The sequence below is a fragment of the Sporosarcina sp. Y1004 genome (assembly GCF_057669665.1).
In genome coordinates, this window is the sequence record NZ_JBYHFQ010000016.1 from 21,508 (window position 1) to 43,621 (window position 22,114).

Here is a 22,114-nt window from a genome sequence, read left to right on the forward strand (position 1 = left end):
ATTTGGGTGAGTGTATCAGGTCATATATTAATAGGTAGATACCCTATCTCAACATCGGAAATCGAAAGAAGAAACTATACTGAATTTTGCCAACTATATTGAAATGTAGACAGATGACTACGCTTTGACTACGTTCTATTGAAATTATCTGAAATCATATGAAACACGGCATATGAAACAAGGCAAAAGAAAAAACCCTTGATATACAAGGGTTTTGGCACTGTTTGAAATCCAATGATTTCTAAGATGGAGACGGTGGGAGTCGAACCCACGTCCAGAGGCTCTAACACTTAAGCATCTACACTATCAAATGCTGATATATCAAGGTTTTACTCACTAGGGAGTATTACATATTCACGAACTTGGTTCAATGACCTTCTAAGAACTAGTATATACCATATTGTTGCATAATGAAAAAGAATCCTTTTAAGATTCTTTACAAATTTTTTTTTATACTGTACCCACTTAATTGTAGCAGGCAAAGGATGTTTTAGACTTGATAATTTGCCCCTATATCTGCACTTCAACTAAATCTTCTTTATACTTTATCAATTCTTTGATCCTATTTACAATATTGTCTTGTTCCAACCTTGGAGGTAACGGTATTAGAATATTTTTTATTACGCTAAGATTTAATTCTTTTTGTTTAGTTGTTCCTGTACTAATATCTGGAATTGCTTCTTGAATTGTAGGCGAAGCTAAGTAGTAATAGATAAACTCTCTGTTAATTTCTTCTGGTAAACGAACAATCGTTACATGTGTGTCAACTATCAACCTGTCATACGATACTTTGTCAGAATTATATATACCTATACGCCCTACTGTCCCAAGCCCAGTGGAATTCCAAAGTAAATCTTCATCTTGTAAGAACCTTATTTCTTCGTATTGTTTTAGTGAGTCTGGCTCAATAAACCTTGCTTTACTAATGTCGAAACCTGACCATTGAACACACTTCTGTGATACAACTGGAAACTCTTCAATAGTAGAGTATTTAGGTGACTTCCCTCTTTGAATGTATTTTCCAATTTCCCCTAACCTCACCCACTCCCACGAACTCGGGATCTCAAAAGGTATCTCTTCCTCAGTAATCTTAGGTAATGCCTTTTCTTTCTTAATTACCTTCTCTTTCACCAATCGTTCTTTTTCAGTTTTAATTCGTTCAACTAAAAGGCTAGCAGGTTCATCAGTCTCTTGCTGTTCAACTAATTTTCCTTGCATTGCATATTGAAGGATAGACTTTTCAAGTTGAGTTGGAAAGGCGTATGAAATATCTTTTAACTCACTATCAATTTTTTCATAACTCAAAACCTTGCTAAAAAGTTCATTTATTTTCTCTACTAACTTTATCTGAGTTTCAAATGGTGGTAAAGGCATTAATGTTTGATTTATATTTCTAATTGACAATTTCGGCTGAGCAACTTTATTAATAAGAGATTCGAATTGATTTTGTATAATTGGAGATTCTAAAACCATGTTAAAAAAGGGCTTATAAATACCATAGTTAATTACTTTAACGGCATTCTCCGTCAACAATGAATTGTCTAAGTGCTTCGGGACCGAACCTACCTTCCCAATAGTTCCAGCAATAGTTAAGTAAAAATCGTCGCTTGAGATTGTATAATTTTTTATTTGCTGATAAATTATCTCGTCAACATAATGTAAATTTCCTTCAAAAATAGTACCTTGCTTCATGTCAGCGACTCTTAAATAAATGTATGGCGTAGGCGTGGTTGATGGCTTGTGACCTTTTGGAACTCGTTTCCCTCCTTTTACTGTAGCAATTTTACCCATTTTCACCCAATTCCACTTTTCAGGTAGTTCATAAGGAATACTCTCTATATAATCGTAATTTTCTTTATCATTTCTTAAGAGTTTCTTTTTTATTAGATCAGCTTTAATATTACTAATCTGCGAAATTATAAGCTCCGAGTTTTCGCCTATTGTGTCTAATAACTTCCCCTCTAAAGCGTATTTTAAGATAGAATCTTTTAATTGCTTAGCATTCATTAGTATCACCTAGTATCTCTTGAATTTCATCCATAATCGAATCGATTTCATTATTTAATCGTGTACGTTCAGCTTGATATGTTGCAATTAATTCTCCTGGTTCTAAAATTAGCTCCTCCTTTTGTGGGAAGTCACACAAATCTAAATTGTAGTTGTCATCAATAATTTCCTGCGCTGAGAATTTACGTGCTTTATCAAAATTCCCTTCTTTAATCTCTACACGATTTTCCCACCACTCCATAGCGGGTTTAAAATGCTCTAGTTTAATCGGTCTCGTTTTAGAAAAGTTTTTATATCCTTCTGGCATATCTAAACGGTAGAACCACACATTTTCAGTTGGCTGTGTATTATCAAAAAATAACACGTTTGTATGAATAGAAGTATAAGGTGCAAATACACTATGGGGTAAGCGAATAATTGTGTGAAGGTTAAATTCCTTTAATAACTTTTCCTTAATCCCCAGCTTCGCTCCGTCAGTTCCAAATAAGATTCCGTCTGGTAAAATAACACCCGCACGACCATCTTGTTTTAAACGATACATAATAACAGACATGAATAAATCTGCAGTTTCACTGCTTCGTAATTCCATAGGGATATTCATTTTAATACTTTCTTTTTCTGAACCACCATATGGAGGGTTCATCATAATCACTTCAAATTTATCTTTCTCTGTATAATCACGTACATTTTTATCTAAACTATTACCATGAATAATCACTGGATTATCAACGTCGTGCAATAATAGGTTAGTAATACTTAATAGATACGGGAATGCTTTTTTCTCAATCCCATAAACAGATCTATCATAAACTTCGTTGTCTTCTGTAGATTTAATTTGGGGTTGTAAATAGTTTAAAGCAGATGTTAAGAAACCACCTGTTCCACAAGCGAAATCCGCCACTCTTTCACCTAATTGTGGTTTGATCATTGCGGTAATAAAATCAGTTGTAGCCCTTGGCGAGTAATATTCACCTGATGCACGTTGGGCTTGTAGATCTTTTAAAATTTGTTCATAGATTTCATTGAACGCATGGCGTTCTTTATAATCCGTAAAATCAATGCCATCAATCACATTAATAACTTGTCTTAATAGCACACCATCTTTCATGTAGTTGTACGCATCTTCAAAAGCAAAACGTACGATTGCTTTACTAACTGGTGTATTCTCATCTACTTCAATGGATTTTAACACAGGGAATAACTTGTTATTTACAAAATCAAGTAATGAGTCACCTGTTTTTGCTTCGCCGTCTTTGTTATCTACAGCCCAATTTCTCCAGCGCAAATCCTCGGGAATGATGGATTCAAAATCATCATCATGGAATTCCCAAAGTTCTTCTTTTGAATCATAAATTTTTAAAAATAGCGTCCAAACGATTTGTTCAATACGTTGTGCGTCACCAGATACTCCAGCGTCATTACGCATAATATTTTGTAGTGTCTTTACAAATGATGTCACCGACATGTTAAGTCTCCTATGCTAGATATATTTCATCTTTTAATTTTCTCACTGCTTCTAAGTATTTCTTCTTGTTCCCGAAGGCTTTTACAATTTTCATTGGATTTCCAAACTTATGGAATTCACTTAATTCCAACACTTCTGTTCCCTCGATTTCTGCAATGCCCTCATTCATGTATTTATCTAATAGCATTTCTAAAACTTCACGTGCTACATCTTTATACTCATAAATATAGCCACGTTTCTTCACATTTTTTGCACGCTCTGCTTTTGTCAATGGTGGCTGGTCGAAGGCTAGGTGTAGTATCAAATCAAAATCATCTAACTCCTTAAGGTTGTCGTACTCACGAAGCGCATCTAATAAGACACCTTGCTCTTTTAACGCTTCCAATATAATCTCTTTTCGATCTTCCTCTTTCCATCTTCGTAAAAAGACATCAAGGGAAGCAAATTGTTTTTGGATATTCTTTTTCGTGTAATCGACCAGACTTTCTGTTATGAGTTTCCCATCCACATTGTAATACTGTACACGCTCATGAATGATTTGCACATCAACATCATTCACACGATATTTTTTCGACGGTACTTTACCATCACCATCTCCTGTATCTGGATCTGGATCTCCATCTATATCAGTGCCGCCATTTCCTGTTTCACCACCACCATCATCATCATCATAGCCAGGCATATCGTCACCATTCGGAACATCAATAATGACAATTGGATCACCATCAAAATCGGGGTCGGCAAATAAGCGACTAACATTACGAAAATCCATAATAGTAAAGTATTCCTTGCCATGTTCAATATCTAAGCGAGTTCCCCGACCTATAATTTGTTTAAATTCAGTCATTGAGTTGATATTAGAATCTAGCACAATTAATTTACATGTTTTAACATCCACGCCTGTTGTTAAAAGCTTAGAAGTTGTAACAATTGTAGGGTACTTACTTCCCCTATCAATAAAGTTATCTAACTGTGCCTTCCCCTCTTTATTATCTCCTGTGATACGCATAATATATTTCGAGTTTTCTTGACATAAGTCACTATTTTCATTCACTAATGCTCTACGCATGCGCTCCGCATGGTTAATATCTATACAGAAAACAATCGTTTTAGCAAATCGATCTGTCTTCTTTAGAAACTGTGAAATTCGCTTGGCAACTGCTTCTGTTCTAGCATCGATAATAATATTTCTATCATAATCTTTTTGATTATATTCCCTGTCTTCGATTAGCTCACCATACATATCATGCTTACCTTTTTCTGGTCGATATCCATGTAAATCTTTATCTAAACCTATGCGCATCACTTTATAAGGGGCTAAGAATCCATCATCAATTCCTTGCTTCAAACTGTAAGTATAGACTGGCTCACCAAAGTAAGTAATATTGGATATTTCTTTCGTTTCTTTTGGTGTAGCAGTTAAGGCAATTTGAGTAGTTCCCTCGGTATCAAAGTACTCTAATATCTTTCTCCAACGACTGTCTTCTCTGGCAGAACCACGATGTGCCTCGTCAACTATAATCAAATCAAAGAAATCTGGTTTGAATTTTCTGAAGGGTTCTAAACCATCATCACCTGCAAGCTGATGATATAGCGATAAATATATTTCATAAGAGCTATCTAACTCTTTATTCTCAATTTTAGTCATGACTTTTTCAAATGGTTTAAAGTCATTTGTCATAGTTTGATCTACCAGGATATTTCTATCCGCTAAGAATAAGACTTTCTTTTTTACACCAGCTTTCCATAAACGATAAATGATTTGAAACGCTGTATAAGTTTTACCTGTACCTGTTGCCATTACTAATAGAATCTTATTTTGACCATTTGCAATCGCATCTATTGATCTATTTATAGCAATACGTTGATAATAACGTGGTGTTTTTTCTCCTAATTGGAAATAGTACGGTTCGTTTATGATCTGCTCTTGCTCAGGTGTAATATCTGCTTCCTTCGAATAACGCCTCCACAGTTCCTCACGTGTTGGGAATTCATCAAGAGTTAGTTCTCTTTCATTACCAGTTAAGCGGTCATGCTCAATAAACCCATCACCATTAGAGGAAAATGCGAAAGGTACATCTAAAACTTCTGCATAATCTAAAGCTTGTTGCATCCCTGCTCCTACTTCTTGCTTGTTGTCTTTTGCCTCTATGATTGCAATTGGATAGTTCTTCTTATAGAACAATAAGTAATCCGCTCGTTTGGACTTACCACGTGCAGTTAAATTACCACGAACAATTATCCGACCATCTGTAAAACTGTACTCACAGAATACATCGTTCATGATATCCCAACCTACTTTTTGAATAGCTGGCGTAATATATTTCAATTTAATATCTTCTTCAGTCATTTGATGTTTTGCTTTCAATTATATATCCCCCTTTCTAAAGAAGTGATCTATTTAGACCTGCTAAATTGACTAAGTATCATCCTTATTATAGCGGTAAGTGTATGACTTTAACTATCCTTATTAGAAAACAACTTCAATTGGTCAAACCTTACCTCAAATTTTAATTAATATTATGACGTGCAGATGTGGCTGCCTATTCCATCATCCAGATATAAACACACTAGAATGTGGTTATTACCCCCGCCTATATACACTATATTCTAGCATGCCGCCCTGACCTAGCAAGGTAGTTAGTATTAAATCAACCTCTATAACATCAGTTGATAAGTTATCTCCTATTCACTAATCCTAATTCATACCATTTCAAAAGCTTAGTAATTCTCCTACACATTTTGTAATCCGTAATTAGAAGTAGCTCTAATTCATAGAAACAATGAGGATAGGATCGATGTCATTACATTGTTGGATGCCAATACTAATTCTTATGCTGACTGGGTTACATGAATCTTTCAATGCCATTCTACAACTTGATTATTCTTCCCTGAGAAAACATGTACTTAACTCAAAATGGATGAATACTTTTGAGAAGCTTATTTCACGTGGGAATATGATCAAACCAAACATATCAAAACATGATATTAACTTCTCGGTGACTTTTGAATTAGTCAAACAGAGTTATCATCAGCGTTAATTAGTCCAATCATTAATAATTTCTTTATCTTATTACATACGAAACTTCGTTCTCGTTAAAATATCACCTCTAACGTAAACCCTCTCGCTCCAACAGCCTATACAACGTTCCAGTGCCAATTGACAACGTCTTACATATGTATCGTACAGACTTACCTTCTTGATACCATTCAAGAGCTTGTACGGCTTTCTCTGCCTTCTTTCCGCCTAAGGTAACCTCTAATTTTCGACCTTTAAATTTCCCTTCTCTTTTAGCAATTTCAATTCCCTCTCTTTGGCGTTGTAAGGTTAGACCCCTTTCCAATTGTGCTAGGCTGCCGAAGATATTAAGCAAGAACTCATTCATAGGATTCTCGGTCGATGTATCTAACCACGACTCATTCAGCGACTTAAGAGAAGCTCCTCTCTCTTTAATATCTTCAACTATGATTAGTAAGTCCTTTACTGAACGAGATAGACGTGATATTTCATGCACAATTACTACATCATCTTCTTGTAGCTCTGATAGCATACGTTGTAATTCGGGACGTTCTGTATTCTTACCACTCAACTTTTCTTCATAGAACACATCACAACCAACTTCTTTTAGTGCTTTGCGCTGACGTGCTGTATTTTGCTTTTCGGAAGATACTCTTATGTACGCTATATTTCTCATATAACAACCTTCTTTCACCCTATGATGGCTTCACATTACCTTTTATTTCGGTAACAGTCAAACGATAACGCCACGAACACGCTACAATCCTTGTCATTATTACATTTGGAATATTATTACATTCGTTACCGTTTAAGTACACTCTATCAATAACTATATTCTATATTATGTTTTTCTATAAAATAAAAAGACAGGGAAATTACGTCCGCTGTCTTTTTGAAATAATATCCAAATTTATTAAATCAAACAGAAATAATACCCTTAAATTAATAAAGTCATAAAAAACACTATTTTTGATACAAAAACGTTTTATGCTTCATTTTTCACTCCACTATCAAACAATACTAATGCAATAGCAAACTGTAAAACATGTATTTTTGTCCGATAATCTTTCAATTCATTAATATTAATTTCATCAGTAAAGCTTACCCCATGTGCAATTTGATGTCTCTTGCGCAATAATTCATCCAAGAAGGTTGTCCACAAGGAATTCCCTCTTTTTATTTTTTCTTCATTTAACACCAAACCATAATTTTTTAATTCAATTCTATATGGAAATGTTTTCACAGCTTGTTTTGTATAATCTCTCAAATCTTCAAAAAGGATCTTTGTTTCAGAAGGGTTATTTTCAAAAACAATATCAAGCTTTGATTTATGAATAACTCTAAAAAACTCTGTGACCCCAAAATTCGACATTACTTTTTCTATAATTGTTGGTGATGGATTTTTATTTTGTTCGTAAAAGAAAGGAGAGACATCTAGCTTTGCATTTAAATCTCCGAATTCTTCAATCAATTTCTCTATTTTCCGATTATCAACTTTACCATTTTTATCCAAAGATAAAAATGAGATACAGTATGTCTTTTTAATAAATTTTGGAATACTAGCAAAATCAACATAAAGATTTAAATCCTTTATAATAATTGACGCAGCTTCTTTCATAAAGCCTTCCAATTGTGCCACTATTAGAACAATTGTCGATCTACATAGAATATTTTTAAATTCCTCATTTTTTTCTAGATTAATTTGTGTTATAAGTAAATCAATTTCCTTCCATCGTTCTTCAAGGCTTTCAATGAATAGAGACGCATATGTAAGTCCGTCTATTTCAGATTCTGACTCGCTTCCATCTTCCTTAATTTCTAAAGTGAAATCTTCTATTTCGACAGTTTCTAACTCATGAGGGGCTTCTACTTTTATTGATTCTGCAGCCTTCAATTTCTCAGTAGCTCCTTTACAGCTTCAATTCTAAATATAACTTTTTCCCTGTCATTAACGCTCCCTGAAACAGCATCAAAGAATTTTGGGTCTTTAAATAACGACTGAAAACTCTCATTTATAGTAATAGGTAATTTCACATCATCATCAAAGTTAACTTCATCAGCAATAGCAATTGCTAAGGCATCATATACAGCGGCATTAAACTTTGACATCTTTTTGAAATCATAAGTCCCATTTACACTCTCATATTTATACTTAGAAAAAGCTTCATTATCAAATACCTCAATTATTAGAGCCATCACTTTATTAAACTTTAATTCATATTCTTTAAGAGTTGAAATAGGTAACATATTGAATTCTTCCATTGCTTCAGATAAGAACTTTTTAAAACCCTTCTTTAAATTTCTATATCTATTATTTTGTAGTGCAAAAAAACGAAGAACTAATTCAACATCTTCCATTTTTTGCACTTTTTTAGTTTTCTCGGGTTCTTCTAAACTTATTTGATTTAACAACCTAAAATTTTCATTTTCAGCTAATTTTTTAATTAAGCTATTAAAAGGACCTCTATAAATAGCGTTACGTAATTCTTGCGCCTCTAAACGTATAGAGCCAGAGTTCAACCTCTCAAAAATATCATATTTAACCTGAGTATCTAAAGTGGAATCAATTCTTAGGCATTTAATTGTTCGCTCTTCTAGTCTCCTAATTAAGAACGGAGGTAAGTCTTTATAAAATGAACCATTTAATGGTTCTAATACATCCATTCCACTTAGCGGCATCTTATTTTTCATGAAATTTAATATAGCGGTTAAACGTTGTTGACCATCTATAACTGAATATCGAGGAATGCCTTCGTTTTCACCGTCATCATCATCTACATCAATGTCTTGGGATAAATAAATAACTGGAATAGGGATGTTTAAAATTAAACTTTCAATTAGCTTTGAAGACATTTCATCAGACCATCTATGATTCCTTTGATATTCTGGGTCCAATTTAATAGTTTTCCTATCAATTTTTTTTGCCAAAGTTTCTAAATCATACTCTATATTCTGTGTTTTAACTGTTCTTTCTTTAGCAATTTGCTTCAAAGAGTCCAAAGAAGTTTTTAAAGTAGTCAAAATAGAATTCTCCCCTTCTGGATTATGTTTTTTAGTGTCCAAACCTTTTCCACCATAGATGAAAATAAATACTGTCATTTTATAGTATAAGAAATTCAGGTCATATTGTCCAAGTTAGGATACAAATACAAAAATTAGTCGCATTTTAAATAATTAATAATATCAAAGTTTTATTAACATCACTTAAGTTAAACTGGTTGTATAGAGAACATCCATCCATACTGAAATATTTGTATTCTTCCTTTTAATTGCTTCAATATTTCGTCTTCAAAGTGAGGTAATATCCCTTTACATACTATAATCCCTTTAATGTCTCTAGTATTCTCTTCTGTTTCATATCTATCAATATATCCTTTAATTTGCTTAAGTACTTCAGGACCTATATCATCCTTTTTAATTTCAACAATATGTACTTGATTTGTTACACTATTTTTCATTAATAAATCTAACCTTTTTCCATCCCGAAATTGATGTTGCCTTTCAACAAAAACTAGGTCAGACCCTAATACTTCTGGATCATCAGCAAGAAACTGTTCAATATCCGCCTCGCTTAATTGGCGTATTTCATCGCTAGAAAGTTGTTTTTTCTTAAGATAGCTCTCGTTATGCAAGGTATATACTTTTTGCAGTATTAATTCAATTTGCGTGTCGGTTAATGCAAACCAATTTCTAAACTTTGACGACAGTGCTGCTAATGCTGTCTGATTTGAAGAGGGATTATAGTTAATAGTAAGTTCTAACAGCAACCCCTCATTAAGTTCAAGTGGTGTATCTAATACCAAGGATTTAATTGGATTCCCAAATACAATTACTTCATTCTCTTGCGTTTCAGTACTAATTAAGTGAGGATTTCGGTATTTCATCATTATTATATTATCCGTTCTTGCTCTTTGTATTTCCATAACCTCTTCCACTTCGTAAAAAGCGGTAATGTACCGCTTATTTCTTATGCTAGTATGAAAGAAGAGATAATCTCCCTTTGCAACTCTATTTTTTAATGTATCCCCTCTACTCCCTTTATCGCCATATGTATATTCCGAAAATAAAGGGTCTTCTTCTCCATCATTTTTCTTTGGGTCTATATACGGAATTAGATAACTAGTCAAACTACTCTCCCCCTTAATGTTTTCTTTAAATCAAGGCTTTAATCGATTCACTCTATGCCACTTCATATACCGCTGCTGAGTTACGTTCATTTCAATTTTCATCTTGTCAGTGATATTCAAAAACTGCCTTGTCACTTCATCCAAACTATCTGAAATCAAAATTGTTCCTTCAACATTGAAGCTAATATGTCGCTTATCAAATAAGGCATCATGATTTGGACAAAGCAGCAACCCATTATTAACATCTAACCGCTCTTGATCATTTGATTGACTCCATGGCTTAATATGACTTGCTACAAGAAACCTTTCGTCCGTAACACCGCATAATTTGCATTTATTCCCAGTGGATAGTAGAGCCTTTCTAAAAACAGATTGACCAATTCTTAACTTTATTGAATGTTCTTTCTCAGTCTCTGTTATTTCCCTGCTAGCAAAAATTTGTCCTTTAATATTTTCAACACGTTCATGGAATTTGTAACCCCTAATCTTATATTCAAGCTTGGCTTTCCCATTGAAATCTCTCAACACTTGCTCTTTATTACCAAATCTCCCCATGAAACTTTCTGCAAATCTTGTTCTAGTATTTTGATCAATAAATTCATTGTAAATTTTTCTTGCATCCTCTTTATTTGTGCTTAATAATATGAGTTGTATAAAATACTCACGATTAACTATAGCAGCATTTTTCTTTAAGTAATCTAATATTTCCCTACAGTCTTCATAACTACAAATGTAATGAACAATATGGCCGTATAAACGTATCCCTACTTCAAGTCCAGCGTCTTTAAATAAATCTAGAACCAGCTTGAATTCTTGATAATTTTCCACACAGCTTACAGCTTCTAAAAAGTCCTCTTTATCTACTTTTAATTTATTCTCCTTATAGTAACTTAGAAAAATGATGATATCATCTACTGTGTGCATTAAAAGTCCTCCCTCAAAACTACATTTCCCACCATTTTCATCTCTTCTATAAGTGTATGGCACAAAGGTTCATAACCATTTAGTTGCTACCTTCATAAAAACTTTGTGACGTGTGTCTGTACCAACTATCTATAGCGCATTGATAAGGAGATATTGTAAAAAATATCCTCCTTGCATTACATACTGATAATGATGTATCAGACTATATAAAAGACGGTTTTATTAGTAGGTGTAACAATGTCATGAATTCCGACCTATATTCCATCGTCCACTCCAATATACGAAAGTGGAGGATTTCAGTAAAGAGACCCTCCTGTGTTTCTTATCTATTCCATATTCATTTAGGCAATCAGACGAATAGCTTGGAACTGAGCTAAAGGATTAGTTCTCTTTGATTCTTTAGCAACTTCATAATCAACCCCATCAACTTCAAATGAAGTTGGTGCTATTTCCTCAACTGCAGATGGATTTGATTGTATACTGCTCTTTCATCTAAAGTACTCCAATAGCAACTCCTACATTGGAGCATACTGCTTCATGATCTTCAATGATTTGATTCTATCTGAATCAGACGTGTTAGTGATATTTTTCTGCCTTCCCTTAGCATGTTCTAATGAACGCTCGCTGTGCATGAACATCTCTATCGTGATGATTACATGTTGCTCTGTTAAGGTGAGATCCTTCAATAATATGCATTACAACTTAGTAATCACTTTTCTCGATTATGATTATTTGTTGTACTAAAAATCAAGAGCATTGGGCTTCAGCGCCCCGTCACTCCGTTCCTCCTAGCCGAGGTGCGCCAATTAGCAAAAACCGCTAAGTGGCGCACCTTATATAATCATTCCAATTGACTAAGGCAACACAATGTAGGATTATAATCCACTCACCTTAGTCAAATGTTTACAAGTATCGAGATTTACTTTAGTAATACTTATTGTTGAAGTATTTTATTGGATGAAAAGGTTCAAATATCCGTCTCGTATCGGTATTTCCCACACCATGTTGGTGTGGGTTTGGGTACTGTATTAATTATATTTGAATAACGAAATGACACTTCGTGTTTTGGCTTGTCAGCCCTCATAGTCGCTCGTCCCTCACTCTATGCTCCCCGACAGCTCTGCAGTTTTCACTACGTGAAAGACTGCATTTCTTATACTATCGTAAACTAATTTATTAGCAGTTAATTGATTGGATAGGTGGCTCCGCCGCATCAGCTACGCTGATGATCTGGGGCAATACAATATAAAAAACTCCTCATCTATTTTCTCTATATAGAGCAGATGAGGAGTTTCAAATCAGCTATTATTTTTTTTTATAACTTCAATACTTTGATGCTGAATTACAATAAAACCTTCTCCAATTAAATGCTGAATTTCTGGATTTTTTAAATGTCTTGCCAAGTTTTTAGTATCTATTCCGATAATAGCTGCAATTTCTTTTTTCTTATACTTCCCAATTTCAAGAGTTCCAATATGCTTTGCTAACTTGAAGCCAATTGTATTAGTTGCAATCTTAGTCATATCCTTGTCTGAAATACGCTCTATCACATATAATTGAACATTATTCATTTCGTTAGCAATCATGTTAATCACATGCTCATCATGATGAACTAGGATAAAAATTGCTTGTGGATTTTCATTTCGCTGAATGCGTTTTGCTGCTTGATAAAACTCTGCAGCAATAGAACCCTTGCGAATCCTTTCCATTTCAATATCTTTGAACTTGCCTTTCTCAATTGTCAAATCATATTGTTTAATTGATTCAAGCTCATTGTAAATTGCATACTGAATTAAATATATTGGATAAGGTAGATTATTTGTTCCTATGATATGACACATATCAAAATCACTATATTTATTTTGTCCAACAATATTTCCATACCAATTCACAGCCAATTTATAGTCTTTTAACTCTATTGTGGCATCTATCTCTTCATCTTCTATACTTTTGATTGCGTTAGGAAGATGATATGATTCTTTACTGACCTCTAATTCTTTAAGCGCATCAGTAAAAGACTTCAATTCAGATTTATGAGTAATATATAAACATTTTCTTTTTGATTCTAAGATGTTTCCCGCCCCACGAACAGCATCTTTCATATACACTTTCGCATTTTTCCCAATCGATGAGCGGCTACTATTTTTTAGTTCACCTATGAAAAGAGATTTGCTATAATCAACAATTCTTCTTTTCTCAATTAATACAAAATCTTCGCCATTATAAACGGAATCTAACGTTGCACTTGCATCAAGAATGATGTTATTTTCTAATTTTCTCAGCTTCATCGCTTTGTTATAGGAGTAGAAATGATTGTTATTGTAAATGATTTCTTGATTATAGAAAAATTTCAGCTCAGCAAAAAACTCTTTTACTTCCTTAATTGAATCAAGTCCAAAAATCTTTAGTTGTTTTAAGAATGAATCAATTAAAGCACTGTCAAAGTCAACTGTTATGGCTCTAATTTTGTTTTTACCTTCAGTATCTAACTCATCTAATTTCATTAACAATTCATCATTTAGTAAATCAAATTCTCTTTGTAACTTATACGGAAATTTCGGGCGAACTGCATCATATTGAGCTTTTGAATAAGAATACGATGGAAATTGGATTTTTTCATCAATTATCAGTGTATTCCTATTACCAAATGGTTTTGGTAGTTCAGCTTGACAAAGCTCGATATATCTTTGATGCGTGATCACTAGTACCAAACTATTATCTAGTTTATCTGGCTGCTTACGTAGCTCTTCCCAATTTTCACTTGTGATGCCTATAACCCAATCATCTTTATAGCCACTATCACCAAAACTACCTAGTGCCGAATTTATGTATTTTACAGTCTCTTTAACATCAGATTTAAATTTCTTTACAATAAGAAAAGTCGGTATTTCTATTTTCGATTCATTTCCAATAGCATCAATTATTACTTCAGCAACAAATTCAGTTGAAAATTTACTTTTCCCTAACCCAGCTTCCCAAGCAAAAATTTTAAACTTATTTACGTTGTATCTTTCCATAGAAATTGTTTCTTTTAATACTTGTTTCATTTCTTCAAAGACTCGTGTTTGCACTAGGATGTTCAACTCCTTCACTCTTTTATTTCACCGTTTATCAACTGCATCAACTGTACCATAAATAGTTTTCCAGTTATTATTCTTATCTTCAAAACAGATGTATGAATCGAATATCAAATATTTATGTGGCTAAGTACAATAACGGAAATTATTCTTCTTTTCGACAGTATATCTATAAAATGATACTTACCAGTATGAGATATCAATAAAAAGCGTAACTTTTCTGTAGACCCGATACCAATTCATGTCTAATTGGTGATTGCGATATCAGAACCATATCACGATACTTGATTACTGTGACGGATACACAATTATTGAGTTTAATCATCATGAGTGTCCTGTTCTTATGAGCTAAATGCAGCTACAAGCCTAGTTACAGCGTACCCCATGCTATTGCATCGACAATGGACCTTAATTGACATCAAAATCCCCCTTTAGAGCTTGTGTTTTGTTGAACAAGAATAACGGAGAAATCCAATACATATCCTCCTTCGCTTGCGGGGAGGCTATTGCTCTCTTATTAATTTTATACTTATGATTAAATTTATCTCTCTTCTTACAGTACCAGATAGTGTCGTGTGGAAGACACTTCTTTCCTGACCTTTGTACAACCAATCCTTTGATAATTAGTAGCCCTGTAAAACAAAAAACCACCCATGTAAGATTTAATATTCATCAGTTTAGTAGTTAGTACGATGCATTCTGACATCCTGCGGGTCGTTCCAAGCATTCCGTAGCTAAGTCAGTATAATTATCCTAGGCTTATAAGAAGTCGATGTGTACGCTTATATCCCTCTGTAGCACTTATCCCATTTTGTTATAGCAACACTTGTTTATTTTCAAGCGCTAAAAGGATTGGTGCATATTCGTCTATACTGAATCCAATCTGCAGTCTTCTGTTTTCCAGAGCCATGGTTGCCCTTTTTATTTTAACCATAGACTAAACACGTTGGTAATACTCCAGAACCAACATAATCAGCATATTGAATTTTAAACCAGAATCGGTCTCGCATCGGAATATTTCACAATCTTATTATGTGGCTAGGGCGCTCCCTCGCAACTCCAATGGATACATGTTACATAGAAATTGATATTCATCCTTATGTAACTGGAAGTTTACTATTGCTAATCTTCCGAAAACCCTGCGTTTAAGACACTACCATTTAGTATCAATAATAAAACTATCAATAAATAACAAAGCCTCTTCGACTCGTATAGAATAGCCTTTTGAACGTATATATATTGATTAACGTAAACAACCCAAATAACAGCTATTTTAAGGGATTTGAGCCTATTTCAGCATGATTTCACCCTTTTTGACGTCATTATCGTCATCTTTGTGCGTTTTCGTTCCTATTTCATCCTTTTTTCGAGCGTTTTCCACAAAATTTCATCCCATTTTAATCGTAAATCATCTGTTTTACCTGTTTTTAATCAAATTTAACTCCAATTACAGCATAAATGGCATTAAAAACAACAAAGAGCCGAGGAATTAATCCTCGACTCGTCTCGTATATGTACTTCTGTCATTCAAATCAATCTTTTCAAAGACCATAAGTTCCCTAAACATAGTTTCTCCACGATTCCTAACGTTATACTTCGGGTTTAATATATCGATAAACATTGATTCAACTCGAAGCCTATGCTCTTTATCTTCAATTAAGCCATCGTCCATTTGGATTATATTAAAATACTCTATCTCCTCTTTGAATGGAGAATTCCTTACATGAGCCTTCAGTCTGTCTTTAACATTAGATGACTCCCCTATATACAATGGGACTCCATCGGAGTTGTAAATAATATATACACCTCGGATGCAACCGTAATCATCTAACTTTTCGAATAGGAATCCATTTATCGACCTCTCCTTAGCCAAGCTTCTAGCAAAGTCATCCATGAATTCGCTAATAGTCCAATCACTCAATGCATATCCCCCTATTGCAGTAGCGTATCTCCCCAACTGTGAAGCCTAATAGAAATACATCCTCATTTTTCACTTGAATGTCCTTAATCTTATGGTGAACCATCATTATATCAGTTCCATCGTTATCGCTGTTGTAAATTTTAGAATCAAAGGTTTTGGCGAACGTCTCTTTCACCTTCTCACTTTCTTAGTTAATAAGAATTAGTTCATAGACAACGTTAATCTCCCCATTCACTCTACATCTTCACCTTCAACGTTTCTAATCATGCCACCTAATCCCTTTACTAGTTTAACATTTAGCTTCTTCTTAGGTTTGTCCACTGGAGCTGTCTCCTGTGGACTCCCAACTGTTGGCATTACAAACATTCCTTCACCCACTGTTAAATGCGCCCTGTAGAATCTAAGTGCATGCCTAATGACTTCAGCTTTCTTATTGCGAGGGATAGAATTTATCCACTCGATTAAGTCACTGTCTGTCATTCCATCCAGAGGCAACTTGTACATCATGTCTTTCATTATTCATCTTCACTCTCTCTCCCATATCTCCCAACTACGAAGAATTCTCATTAAATAGAAACTGCTGTTTCCCAGATACTCTTGCTCAGTTCCAATATATCAGCCTTTAGATTTCTAACAGTGATTTCGACCTGTTCAATGGTTTGATAAATCCGCTCAAAGGTTTGTTCTTCTGAAAATCCTTCATCTAAAATACGACCATTCATGTATTCTAATGCTTGTAAAAGATATTGTAATTGTTGTTCTAAACGTCCAACTTTTATATTCCCACTTACTTCTATTGGTTCAATGTAAAAAAGGAATTCCTCTAATGGTAAACTACCTTTATTCATGTTACATTTTTGACAGGCACAGAGGCAGTTCATAGGGCTTGAGATCCCCCCCTCTGACTTAGATTTGATATGGTCAACTGTGTCTCCATATCCGCCACAGTATTGGCAGATCCCTTTGTCCCTCTCCAATATCATTTCTTTAAAAGCCTGTCTATCATAAAACTTATGAATTAGGGTTTCATGGACTATTCCTGCCGCCCCCTCATTCACCATTAATACTGCTTGCTCATATGTAACTGTATATTGAATTCTTCTATTAGACCGTAAACTTAAACGAACGTTTATGTCTGATCTTTTCAATGTTTGTGTGTCAAAGTTATATTGAGGTAATGCTGAATGAAATAATTCACGTCTCCTCCCCTTACACTCTCTGCAATAAGACTTCCTTCTTCTCACCCCGTTTGATTCGAACTCTTTATACCACTTGGTTTGTCCGCAAATCCTACATTTTTTATATAGTCGACAAGTACTACCTATCATAGGATAACTCCTTTTATCTTAATAGTTAAAATTCCATCGAAGACTTTTCATCGATATGAGTAGAAAGCAGCTTTTTCACCAATTCTCCCAGTAAATTTGCCTCCTCAATTCTCCAAAAATAAACACCGTATTCGTCATTTAGCTTTGAAATTTTGGACCGCAAATTTCTTTTAACATTTAACAGTTCCTTAATAACAATCGATTTCTGCTCATAGGAAATTGTTTCGGCTAGATTAATATCCAATCCTAGCATTTTAAGCTTAAATTCTTCTTCACTTTTCCATCCATCTATTAAAGGATCAACATTGTAGATATAATTTTCTCCAAAAAAATCATCCCCGATAATTGCCTTTACCGCCTTAGAACAATTTCTAGTATTCCAAAAAATCCACTCCCATATCAGTAAATCCACTTCCATAAAAATTATAATATTGTTCCTGTAACAATATCTCTGTAATCAAATCAATTTTCCTCATTAGTTATCTCCCTTTGAATTAGAATCCTTAGTACCATTCATTTCAATCCTATTGTCATTACTTGCATATAACTGTCGAAGAAATTACTTACTCCCTCTCTTTCTATCATTCTAAAACACAACTTCATATATGTCAATTAGGTACATAAATGGTATAATATTGCAATACTTTTGCTTTGCATTAAATTTAACAACTAATTTCCCATTCCACTTAATCAAATAAAAAAAGAGATAGGCATCTCCTATCTCTCCATATTTCCATATAAAATTGATTCTACAAGTCCAACAAACCACCAAATTATGCTTCTAAACCGTCCTGTAGTCGCTTCTGGGCGGCGTGGTGTCTTGGAGGGGATAATCCCATTCACTTTAATGCTAGGGCGGTTTTAGGCGGTTTTAGGCGGTTTTAGGCGGTTTTAGGCGATTTTGAATAAACTTTAATTCACGCATTTATTCTCCAAAAGAACTTAATACTACATATGAATAGGAATCGCATCTAAAAAAGTGGCGTTGTTAATGATCATAGGTATTCCCTCAAGTTAGATACCACTTCTTCTACTTCTAAATCCAAATACTGTGTTGTAACGGCTAAATCGCTATGTCCTAGAGCTTTGCTGATAAGGGCTATACTTGCACCATTATCATGTAAATTCTTTGCGTAGGCTCTTCTAATGGCGTGCGCATTGATGTTTTCTAGTCCAAACCGTTTCGCATATTTAGTTAGCTGCTTTGAGATCGCATTGTTTGTTGATTTCGTATTTAGCGATGTCCCCTTAGTTGAAATGAATATATTGGTATTACTTTCCCCGTAATACTCTCTTACTTTTATACTCTGTTTGATTAGCACCCGATAAAGTTGTATAAGTTGGTCATTGAGTGGCAATTTAAGTAGTTGGTGATTTTTCAATATCGCTCCATTTAGAACAAGCACTTTATTGTCAAAGTCAATGTGCTTTTCTTCAAGCTGCCCCAAAGTATTAATACGAATACCCGTTTTATACATGGTTAAAATAGCCGTCACATCCCTGAGACCAATAAAGGTACTTTTATCAATCAATGAGATAAGGATAGCAATATCAGTTGGTTTAGCACCCTTCTTCACCTTTTTATCTACTTTCACGTTGATAGTGTGCCAAAAGTTCACTTTCAACCAACCATTGTTAATGCACTTACCTAAGAACGACTTCACAACCTTTAAACGTGTTAACTTTGTTTGATTTACTACTTGCATGGAATCTAACCACGAGTAGATAGTATCTACTGTAACTTCTTCTAAATAGGTAATCCCTGTACTCTTTGCAAAGTTATGCAGGATTGTATCGTAATCCTTCATAGTACGAGGGCGATAGCCGCTCACCTGCATTTGGTTGATAATAGTTCCTAAAGCTTCCGAAAAGAGCTTGTAGTGAGCGGTAGTTGCCTTCACCCCTTTAATAGAAGTGGTAAGCTCTTTGGTTGTCAGTGTGAAATCCACATCAAATAATCCTGTCTTTTTCGTCATAATAAAAAATCCTCCATTCAGTTGAATTGGAAGATAGTTTCGTGTCTAATTATACGTAAAATGTTAGGGTACAAAAAAGGGATTCTGCACCAGTGACCGAAGCCCTGACCGAATCCCTTATCTGTCTCAAACCCTATCACATCAATGGTTTGTGACTGTCTTAATTATGTCCCAGGAGGGATTCGAACCCCCGACCGACGGCTTAGAAGGCCGTTGCTCTATCCAGCTGAGCTACTGAGACGTGCGTTTAAGTGTTTGCTTGTTTCTTAAGGACAAGCTTTAGTATAGATAAGTTTCAAACAAAAGTCAACATTAATTTTAAATATTTTTAAATACTTTTAAACTCTATGAAATCCACTGTTTCATGCACCATATTTTTAAAGGATATTTGCATTGTTTCATTCCATTCTACAACTGCGTACGTCGCGACTTTTCCACCGCGAGGCTGCACAGTGCTACCCGGATTCAAGAACAAAATGCCGTCTTTTTGCTCGGCACCATAAAGGTGTGAATGACCAAACAGAACTATATCCGCTCCACACTCTTTTGCATAATAATAAAGCTTCATCAGTGAGTGGTTTACGTTGTGCTCATGACCATGGACAAGCAATACGGTTTTACCTCGCACCTCGACAATTACAGACATAGGAAACTTAGCATCATGATCACAATTTCCACGGACCTTATGCATTGTATGTAAAACCGGATCATTAAATGATAGTTCACTGTCTCCGGAATGAAATAGTGCATCCGCGGGTAGTGCAGAAACGGCTTTCACCGTTTCCTTATCTCCATGCGAATCACTCATGACTATAATTTTCATAATGAATCCCCTAAAATAGACATATATTGAGGTAATTTGGATTTTAACTGAGCCAGCGCTGCTCCACGATGTGAAATTTCACTCTTTTCTTCAGCTGACAACTCTGCCATCGTCCGGTTTAATGCCGGCAGAAAAAAGATTGGATCGTAACCGAAACCATTAGACCCTTGCCGCTCAGTGTTGATAAATCCTTCGCAGCTACCCGAAAATGTTTCTGTTTTCAAACCCGGTCCAGCCACCGCGAGCACACAGCGGAATCTAGCACTACGATCGCCCTCAGAAGCCGTTTTTAGCTCATTAAGTACTTTATCTATATTAGCGTCATCATTTTTCTCCAGCCCCGCAAATCGAGCGGAGTACACACCTGGCGCTCCGTCTAGAAAATCAATTTCAAGTCCGCTATCGTCAGCTATGACAACTTTACCGAGCAAGCGTGCCACTGTTTCCGCTTTTAAAATCGCATTTTCTTCGAACGTAATACCTGTCTCTTCAACATCAATGCTGCCTTCAATATCATTTAGGGTAAGAACTTGTACCTTTAACGGCTTGAAAAGCGCTTCAAAGTCATTTGCTTTGCCTTTATTATTTGTAGCGATTAAGACTTCCTTCATAACACATTTCGATCTTTCGTCTTGATTAGCTGAGCAACTAAACCGAGTGCTTCTTTTTGTATTTCTATTAATTGGTTGATGCCCGTTTCGGCAAGTTCCACAAGACCATTCATTTCTTCGCGTGTGAATGTTGACTCTTCCCCTGTCCCCTGAAGCTCAACAAACGCACCCGCCCCGGTCATAACAACGTTCATATCAACAGCGGCTGACGAATCTTCAATATAGTCTAGATCTAGAATAAGTTCACCTTCAAGCGTTTTACCAACACTTGTTGCTGCAAGGTAATCAGTAATCGGAAATTTAGCTAAGCCTTTTTCAATATGCAATTTAGATATCGCCAGTGCTGTAGCGACAAATGCACCTGTAATCGAGGCTGTACGTGTACCACCATCCGCCTGGATAACGTCACAGTCTATCCATATCGTTCGTTCCCCTAGCGCCTCGAGATCAATGATAGCACGCAGAGCGCGTCCGATTAAACGTTGAATTTCCATCGTACGTCCACCGATTTTACCTTTTGATGCTTCGCGTTGCGTTCTTTGTCCTGTGGCACGTGGCAACATTGAGTATTCAGCGGTTACCCAGCCTTTTCCGCTATTTCGTAAAAAGTGTGGAACCCGTTCTTCAATTGAAGCTGTACAAATTACCTTCGTATTTCCGACTGTAATTAGAACAGAGCCTTCTGGGTGTATTAAATAATCCGTCTCTATTATTACTGGCCTAATCATATCGGCCGCTCTTCCATCATGTCTCATATAGTGTAGCCTCCATCTTTCAAGTTTGCGTTTTCATCTTAGTATAACCCATTTGCTATAGGCAAAAACCCGGAAATCCCA

General features: G+C 35.1%; 17 protein-coding genes and 1 tRNA gene. All 18 read right to left on the reverse strand.

Annotation, left to right across the window (positions count from 1 at the left end):
• Window positions 1-510: 510 nt before the first annotated feature.
• The 18 genes from AC25Y6_RS11965 to rph all read right to left on the reverse strand — a co-directional run bounded on the left by AC25Y6_RS11965 (window position 511) and on the right by rph (window position 22,033).
• Window positions 511-2,007, reverse strand: coding sequence for a restriction endonuclease subunit S (locus tag AC25Y6_RS11965; protein WP_488143196.1), 1,497 nt, complete (start codon window positions 2,005-2,007; stop codon window positions 511-513).
• Complete coding sequence (locus AC25Y6_RS11970) at window positions 1,997-3,472, reverse strand: class I SAM-dependent DNA methyltransferase (RefSeq protein ID WP_488143197.1); 1,476 nt, start codon at window positions 3,470-3,472, stop codon at window positions 1,997-1,999. The genes AC25Y6_RS11965 and AC25Y6_RS11970 overlap by 11 nt, the downstream gene beginning before the upstream one ends.
• Before the next feature lie 10 nt (window positions 3,473-3,482).
• Window positions 3,483-5,822 carry an EcoAI/FtnUII family type I restriction enzme subunit R gene (hsdR, locus tag AC25Y6_RS11975; RefSeq protein ID WP_488143236.1) on the reverse strand — a complete coding sequence of 780 codons (2,340 nt, stop codon included), beginning with the start codon at window positions 5,820-5,822 and terminating at the stop codon, window positions 3,483-3,485.
• Between the two features lie 760 nt (window positions 5,823-6,582).
• On the reverse strand, window positions 6,583-7,167 hold the full coding sequence (locus AC25Y6_RS11980; RefSeq protein WP_488143198.1) for a recombinase family protein: 585 nt from the start codon (window positions 7,165-7,167) through the stop codon (window positions 6,583-6,585).
• Window positions 7,168-7,476: 309 nt separating this feature from the next.
• Window positions 7,477-8,385, reverse strand: coding sequence for an MAE_28990/MAE_18760 family HEPN-like nuclease (locus AC25Y6_RS11985; RefSeq protein ID WP_488143199.1), 909 nt, complete (start codon window positions 8,383-8,385; stop codon window positions 7,477-7,479).
• Window positions 8,382-9,590 (reverse strand): GmrSD restriction endonuclease domain-containing protein, encoded by a 1,209-nt coding sequence (locus tag AC25Y6_RS11990; protein WP_488143200.1) that lies wholly within the window; start codon window positions 9,588-9,590, stop codon window positions 8,382-8,384. Before AC25Y6_RS11990 ends, AC25Y6_RS11985 begins: the two co-directional genes overlap by 4 nt.
• Before the next feature lie 110 nt (window positions 9,591-9,700).
• Window positions 9,701-10,618: an endonuclease NucS domain-containing protein gene (locus AC25Y6_RS11995; protein ID WP_488143201.1), complete on the reverse strand. Its 918-nt coding sequence runs from the start codon at window positions 10,616-10,618 to the stop codon at window positions 9,701-9,703.
• 30 nt (window positions 10,619-10,648) lie between these two features.
• Window positions 10,649-11,542 carry an HNH endonuclease gene (locus tag AC25Y6_RS12000; protein ID WP_488143202.1) on the reverse strand — a complete coding sequence of 298 codons (894 nt, stop codon included), beginning with the start codon at window positions 11,540-11,542 and terminating at the stop codon, window positions 10,649-10,651.
• A gap of 1,298 nt (window positions 11,543-12,840) precedes the next feature.
• Window positions 12,841-14,613 carry a hypothetical protein gene (locus tag AC25Y6_RS12005; protein ID WP_488143203.1) on the reverse strand — a complete coding sequence of 591 codons (1,773 nt, stop codon included), beginning with the start codon at window positions 14,611-14,613 and terminating at the stop codon, window positions 12,841-12,843.
• Between the two features lie 1,495 nt (window positions 14,614-16,108).
• A complete protein-coding gene (locus tag AC25Y6_RS12010) occupies window positions 16,109-16,540 on the reverse strand; it encodes a GIY-YIG nuclease family protein (RefSeq protein ID WP_488143204.1) in 432 nt (143 codons plus the stop codon).
• A 231-nt stretch (window positions 16,541-16,771) separates the two neighbouring features.
• The gene (locus tag AC25Y6_RS12015; protein ID WP_488143205.1) at window positions 16,772-17,020 is read right to left on the reverse strand and encodes a hypothetical protein; all 249 of its coding nucleotides are present in this window, start codon (window positions 17,018-17,020) and stop codon (window positions 16,772-16,774) included.
• Between the two features lie 86 nt (window positions 17,021-17,106).
• Window positions 17,107-17,688: an HNH endonuclease gene (locus AC25Y6_RS12020; protein WP_488143206.1), complete on the reverse strand. Its 582-nt coding sequence runs from the start codon at window positions 17,686-17,688 to the stop codon at window positions 17,107-17,109.
• Between the two features lie 205 nt (window positions 17,689-17,893).
• The gene (locus AC25Y6_RS12025; protein ID WP_488143207.1) at window positions 17,894-18,286 is read right to left on the reverse strand and encodes a hypothetical protein; all 393 of its coding nucleotides are present in this window, start codon (window positions 18,284-18,286) and stop codon (window positions 17,894-17,896) included.
• Between the two features lie 577 nt (window positions 18,287-18,863).
• Complete coding sequence (locus tag AC25Y6_RS12030) at window positions 18,864-19,844, reverse strand: tyrosine-type recombinase/integrase (RefSeq protein ID WP_488143208.1); 981 nt, start codon at window positions 19,842-19,844, stop codon at window positions 18,864-18,866.
• A 167-nt stretch (window positions 19,845-20,011) separates the two neighbouring features.
• Window positions 20,012-20,085, reverse strand: a tRNA-Arg gene (locus AC25Y6_RS12035).
• Window positions 20,086-20,172: 87 nt separating this feature from the next.
• Window positions 20,173-20,667 carry a metallophosphoesterase gene (locus tag AC25Y6_RS12040; RefSeq protein WP_482104967.1) on the reverse strand — a complete coding sequence of 165 codons (495 nt, stop codon included), beginning with the start codon at window positions 20,665-20,667 and terminating at the stop codon, window positions 20,173-20,175.
• The gene (locus AC25Y6_RS12045; protein WP_482104968.1) at window positions 20,664-21,278 is read right to left on the reverse strand and encodes an XTP/dITP diphosphatase; all 615 of its coding nucleotides are present in this window, start codon (window positions 21,276-21,278) and stop codon (window positions 20,664-20,666) included. Before AC25Y6_RS12045 ends, AC25Y6_RS12040 begins: the two co-directional genes overlap by 4 nt.
• Window positions 21,275-22,033 carry a ribonuclease PH gene (gene rph / locus AC25Y6_RS12050; protein WP_482104969.1) on the reverse strand — a complete coding sequence of 253 codons (759 nt, stop codon included), beginning with the start codon at window positions 22,031-22,033 and terminating at the stop codon, window positions 21,275-21,277. The genes AC25Y6_RS12045 and rph overlap by 4 nt, the downstream gene beginning before the upstream one ends.
• Between the last annotated feature and the right edge of the window lie 81 nt (window positions 22,034-22,114).

Coding starts and splice junctions, on each gene's coding strand:
- AC25Y6_RS11965 (WP_488143196.1), bottom strand. CDS start 2,007: ATGAATGCTAAGCAATTAAAAGATTCTATCTTAAAATACGCTTTAGAG.
- AC25Y6_RS11970 (WP_488143197.1), bottom strand. CDS start 3,472: ATGTCGGTGACATCATTTGTAAAGACACTACAAAATATTATGCGTAAT.
- hsdR (WP_488143236.1), bottom strand. CDS start 5,822: ATGACTGAAGAAGATATTAAATTGAAATATATTACGCCAGCTATTCAA.
- AC25Y6_RS11980 (WP_488143198.1), bottom strand. CDS start 7,167: ATGAGAAATATAGCGTACATAAGAGTATCTTCCGAAAAGCAAAATACA.
- AC25Y6_RS11990 (WP_488143200.1), bottom strand. CDS start 9,590: ATGACAGTATTTATTTTCATCTATGGTGGAAAAGGTTTGGACACTAAA.
- AC25Y6_RS12000 (WP_488143202.1), bottom strand. CDS start 11,542: ATGCACACAGTAGATGATATCATCATTTTTCTAAGTTACTATAAGGAG.
- AC25Y6_RS12015 (WP_488143205.1), bottom strand. CDS start 17,020: ATGACAGACAGTGACTTAATCGAGTGGATAAATTCTATCCCTCGCAAT.
- AC25Y6_RS12025 (WP_488143207.1), bottom strand. CDS start 18,286: ATGGAAGTGGATTTACTGATATGGGAGTGGATTTTTTGGAATACTAGA.
- AC25Y6_RS12030 (WP_488143208.1), bottom strand. CDS start 19,844: ATGACGAAAAAGACAGGATTATTTGATGTGGATTTCACACTGACAACC.
- AC25Y6_RS12040 (WP_482104967.1), bottom strand. CDS start 20,667: ATGAAAATTATAGTCATGAGTGATTCGCATGGAGATAAGGAAACGGTG.
- AC25Y6_RS12045 (WP_482104968.1), bottom strand. CDS start 21,278: ATGAAGGAAGTCTTAATCGCTACAAATAATAAAGGCAAAGCAAATGAC.
- rph (WP_482104969.1), bottom strand. CDS start 22,033: ATGAGACATGATGGAAGAGCGGCCGATATGATTAGGCCAGTAATAATA.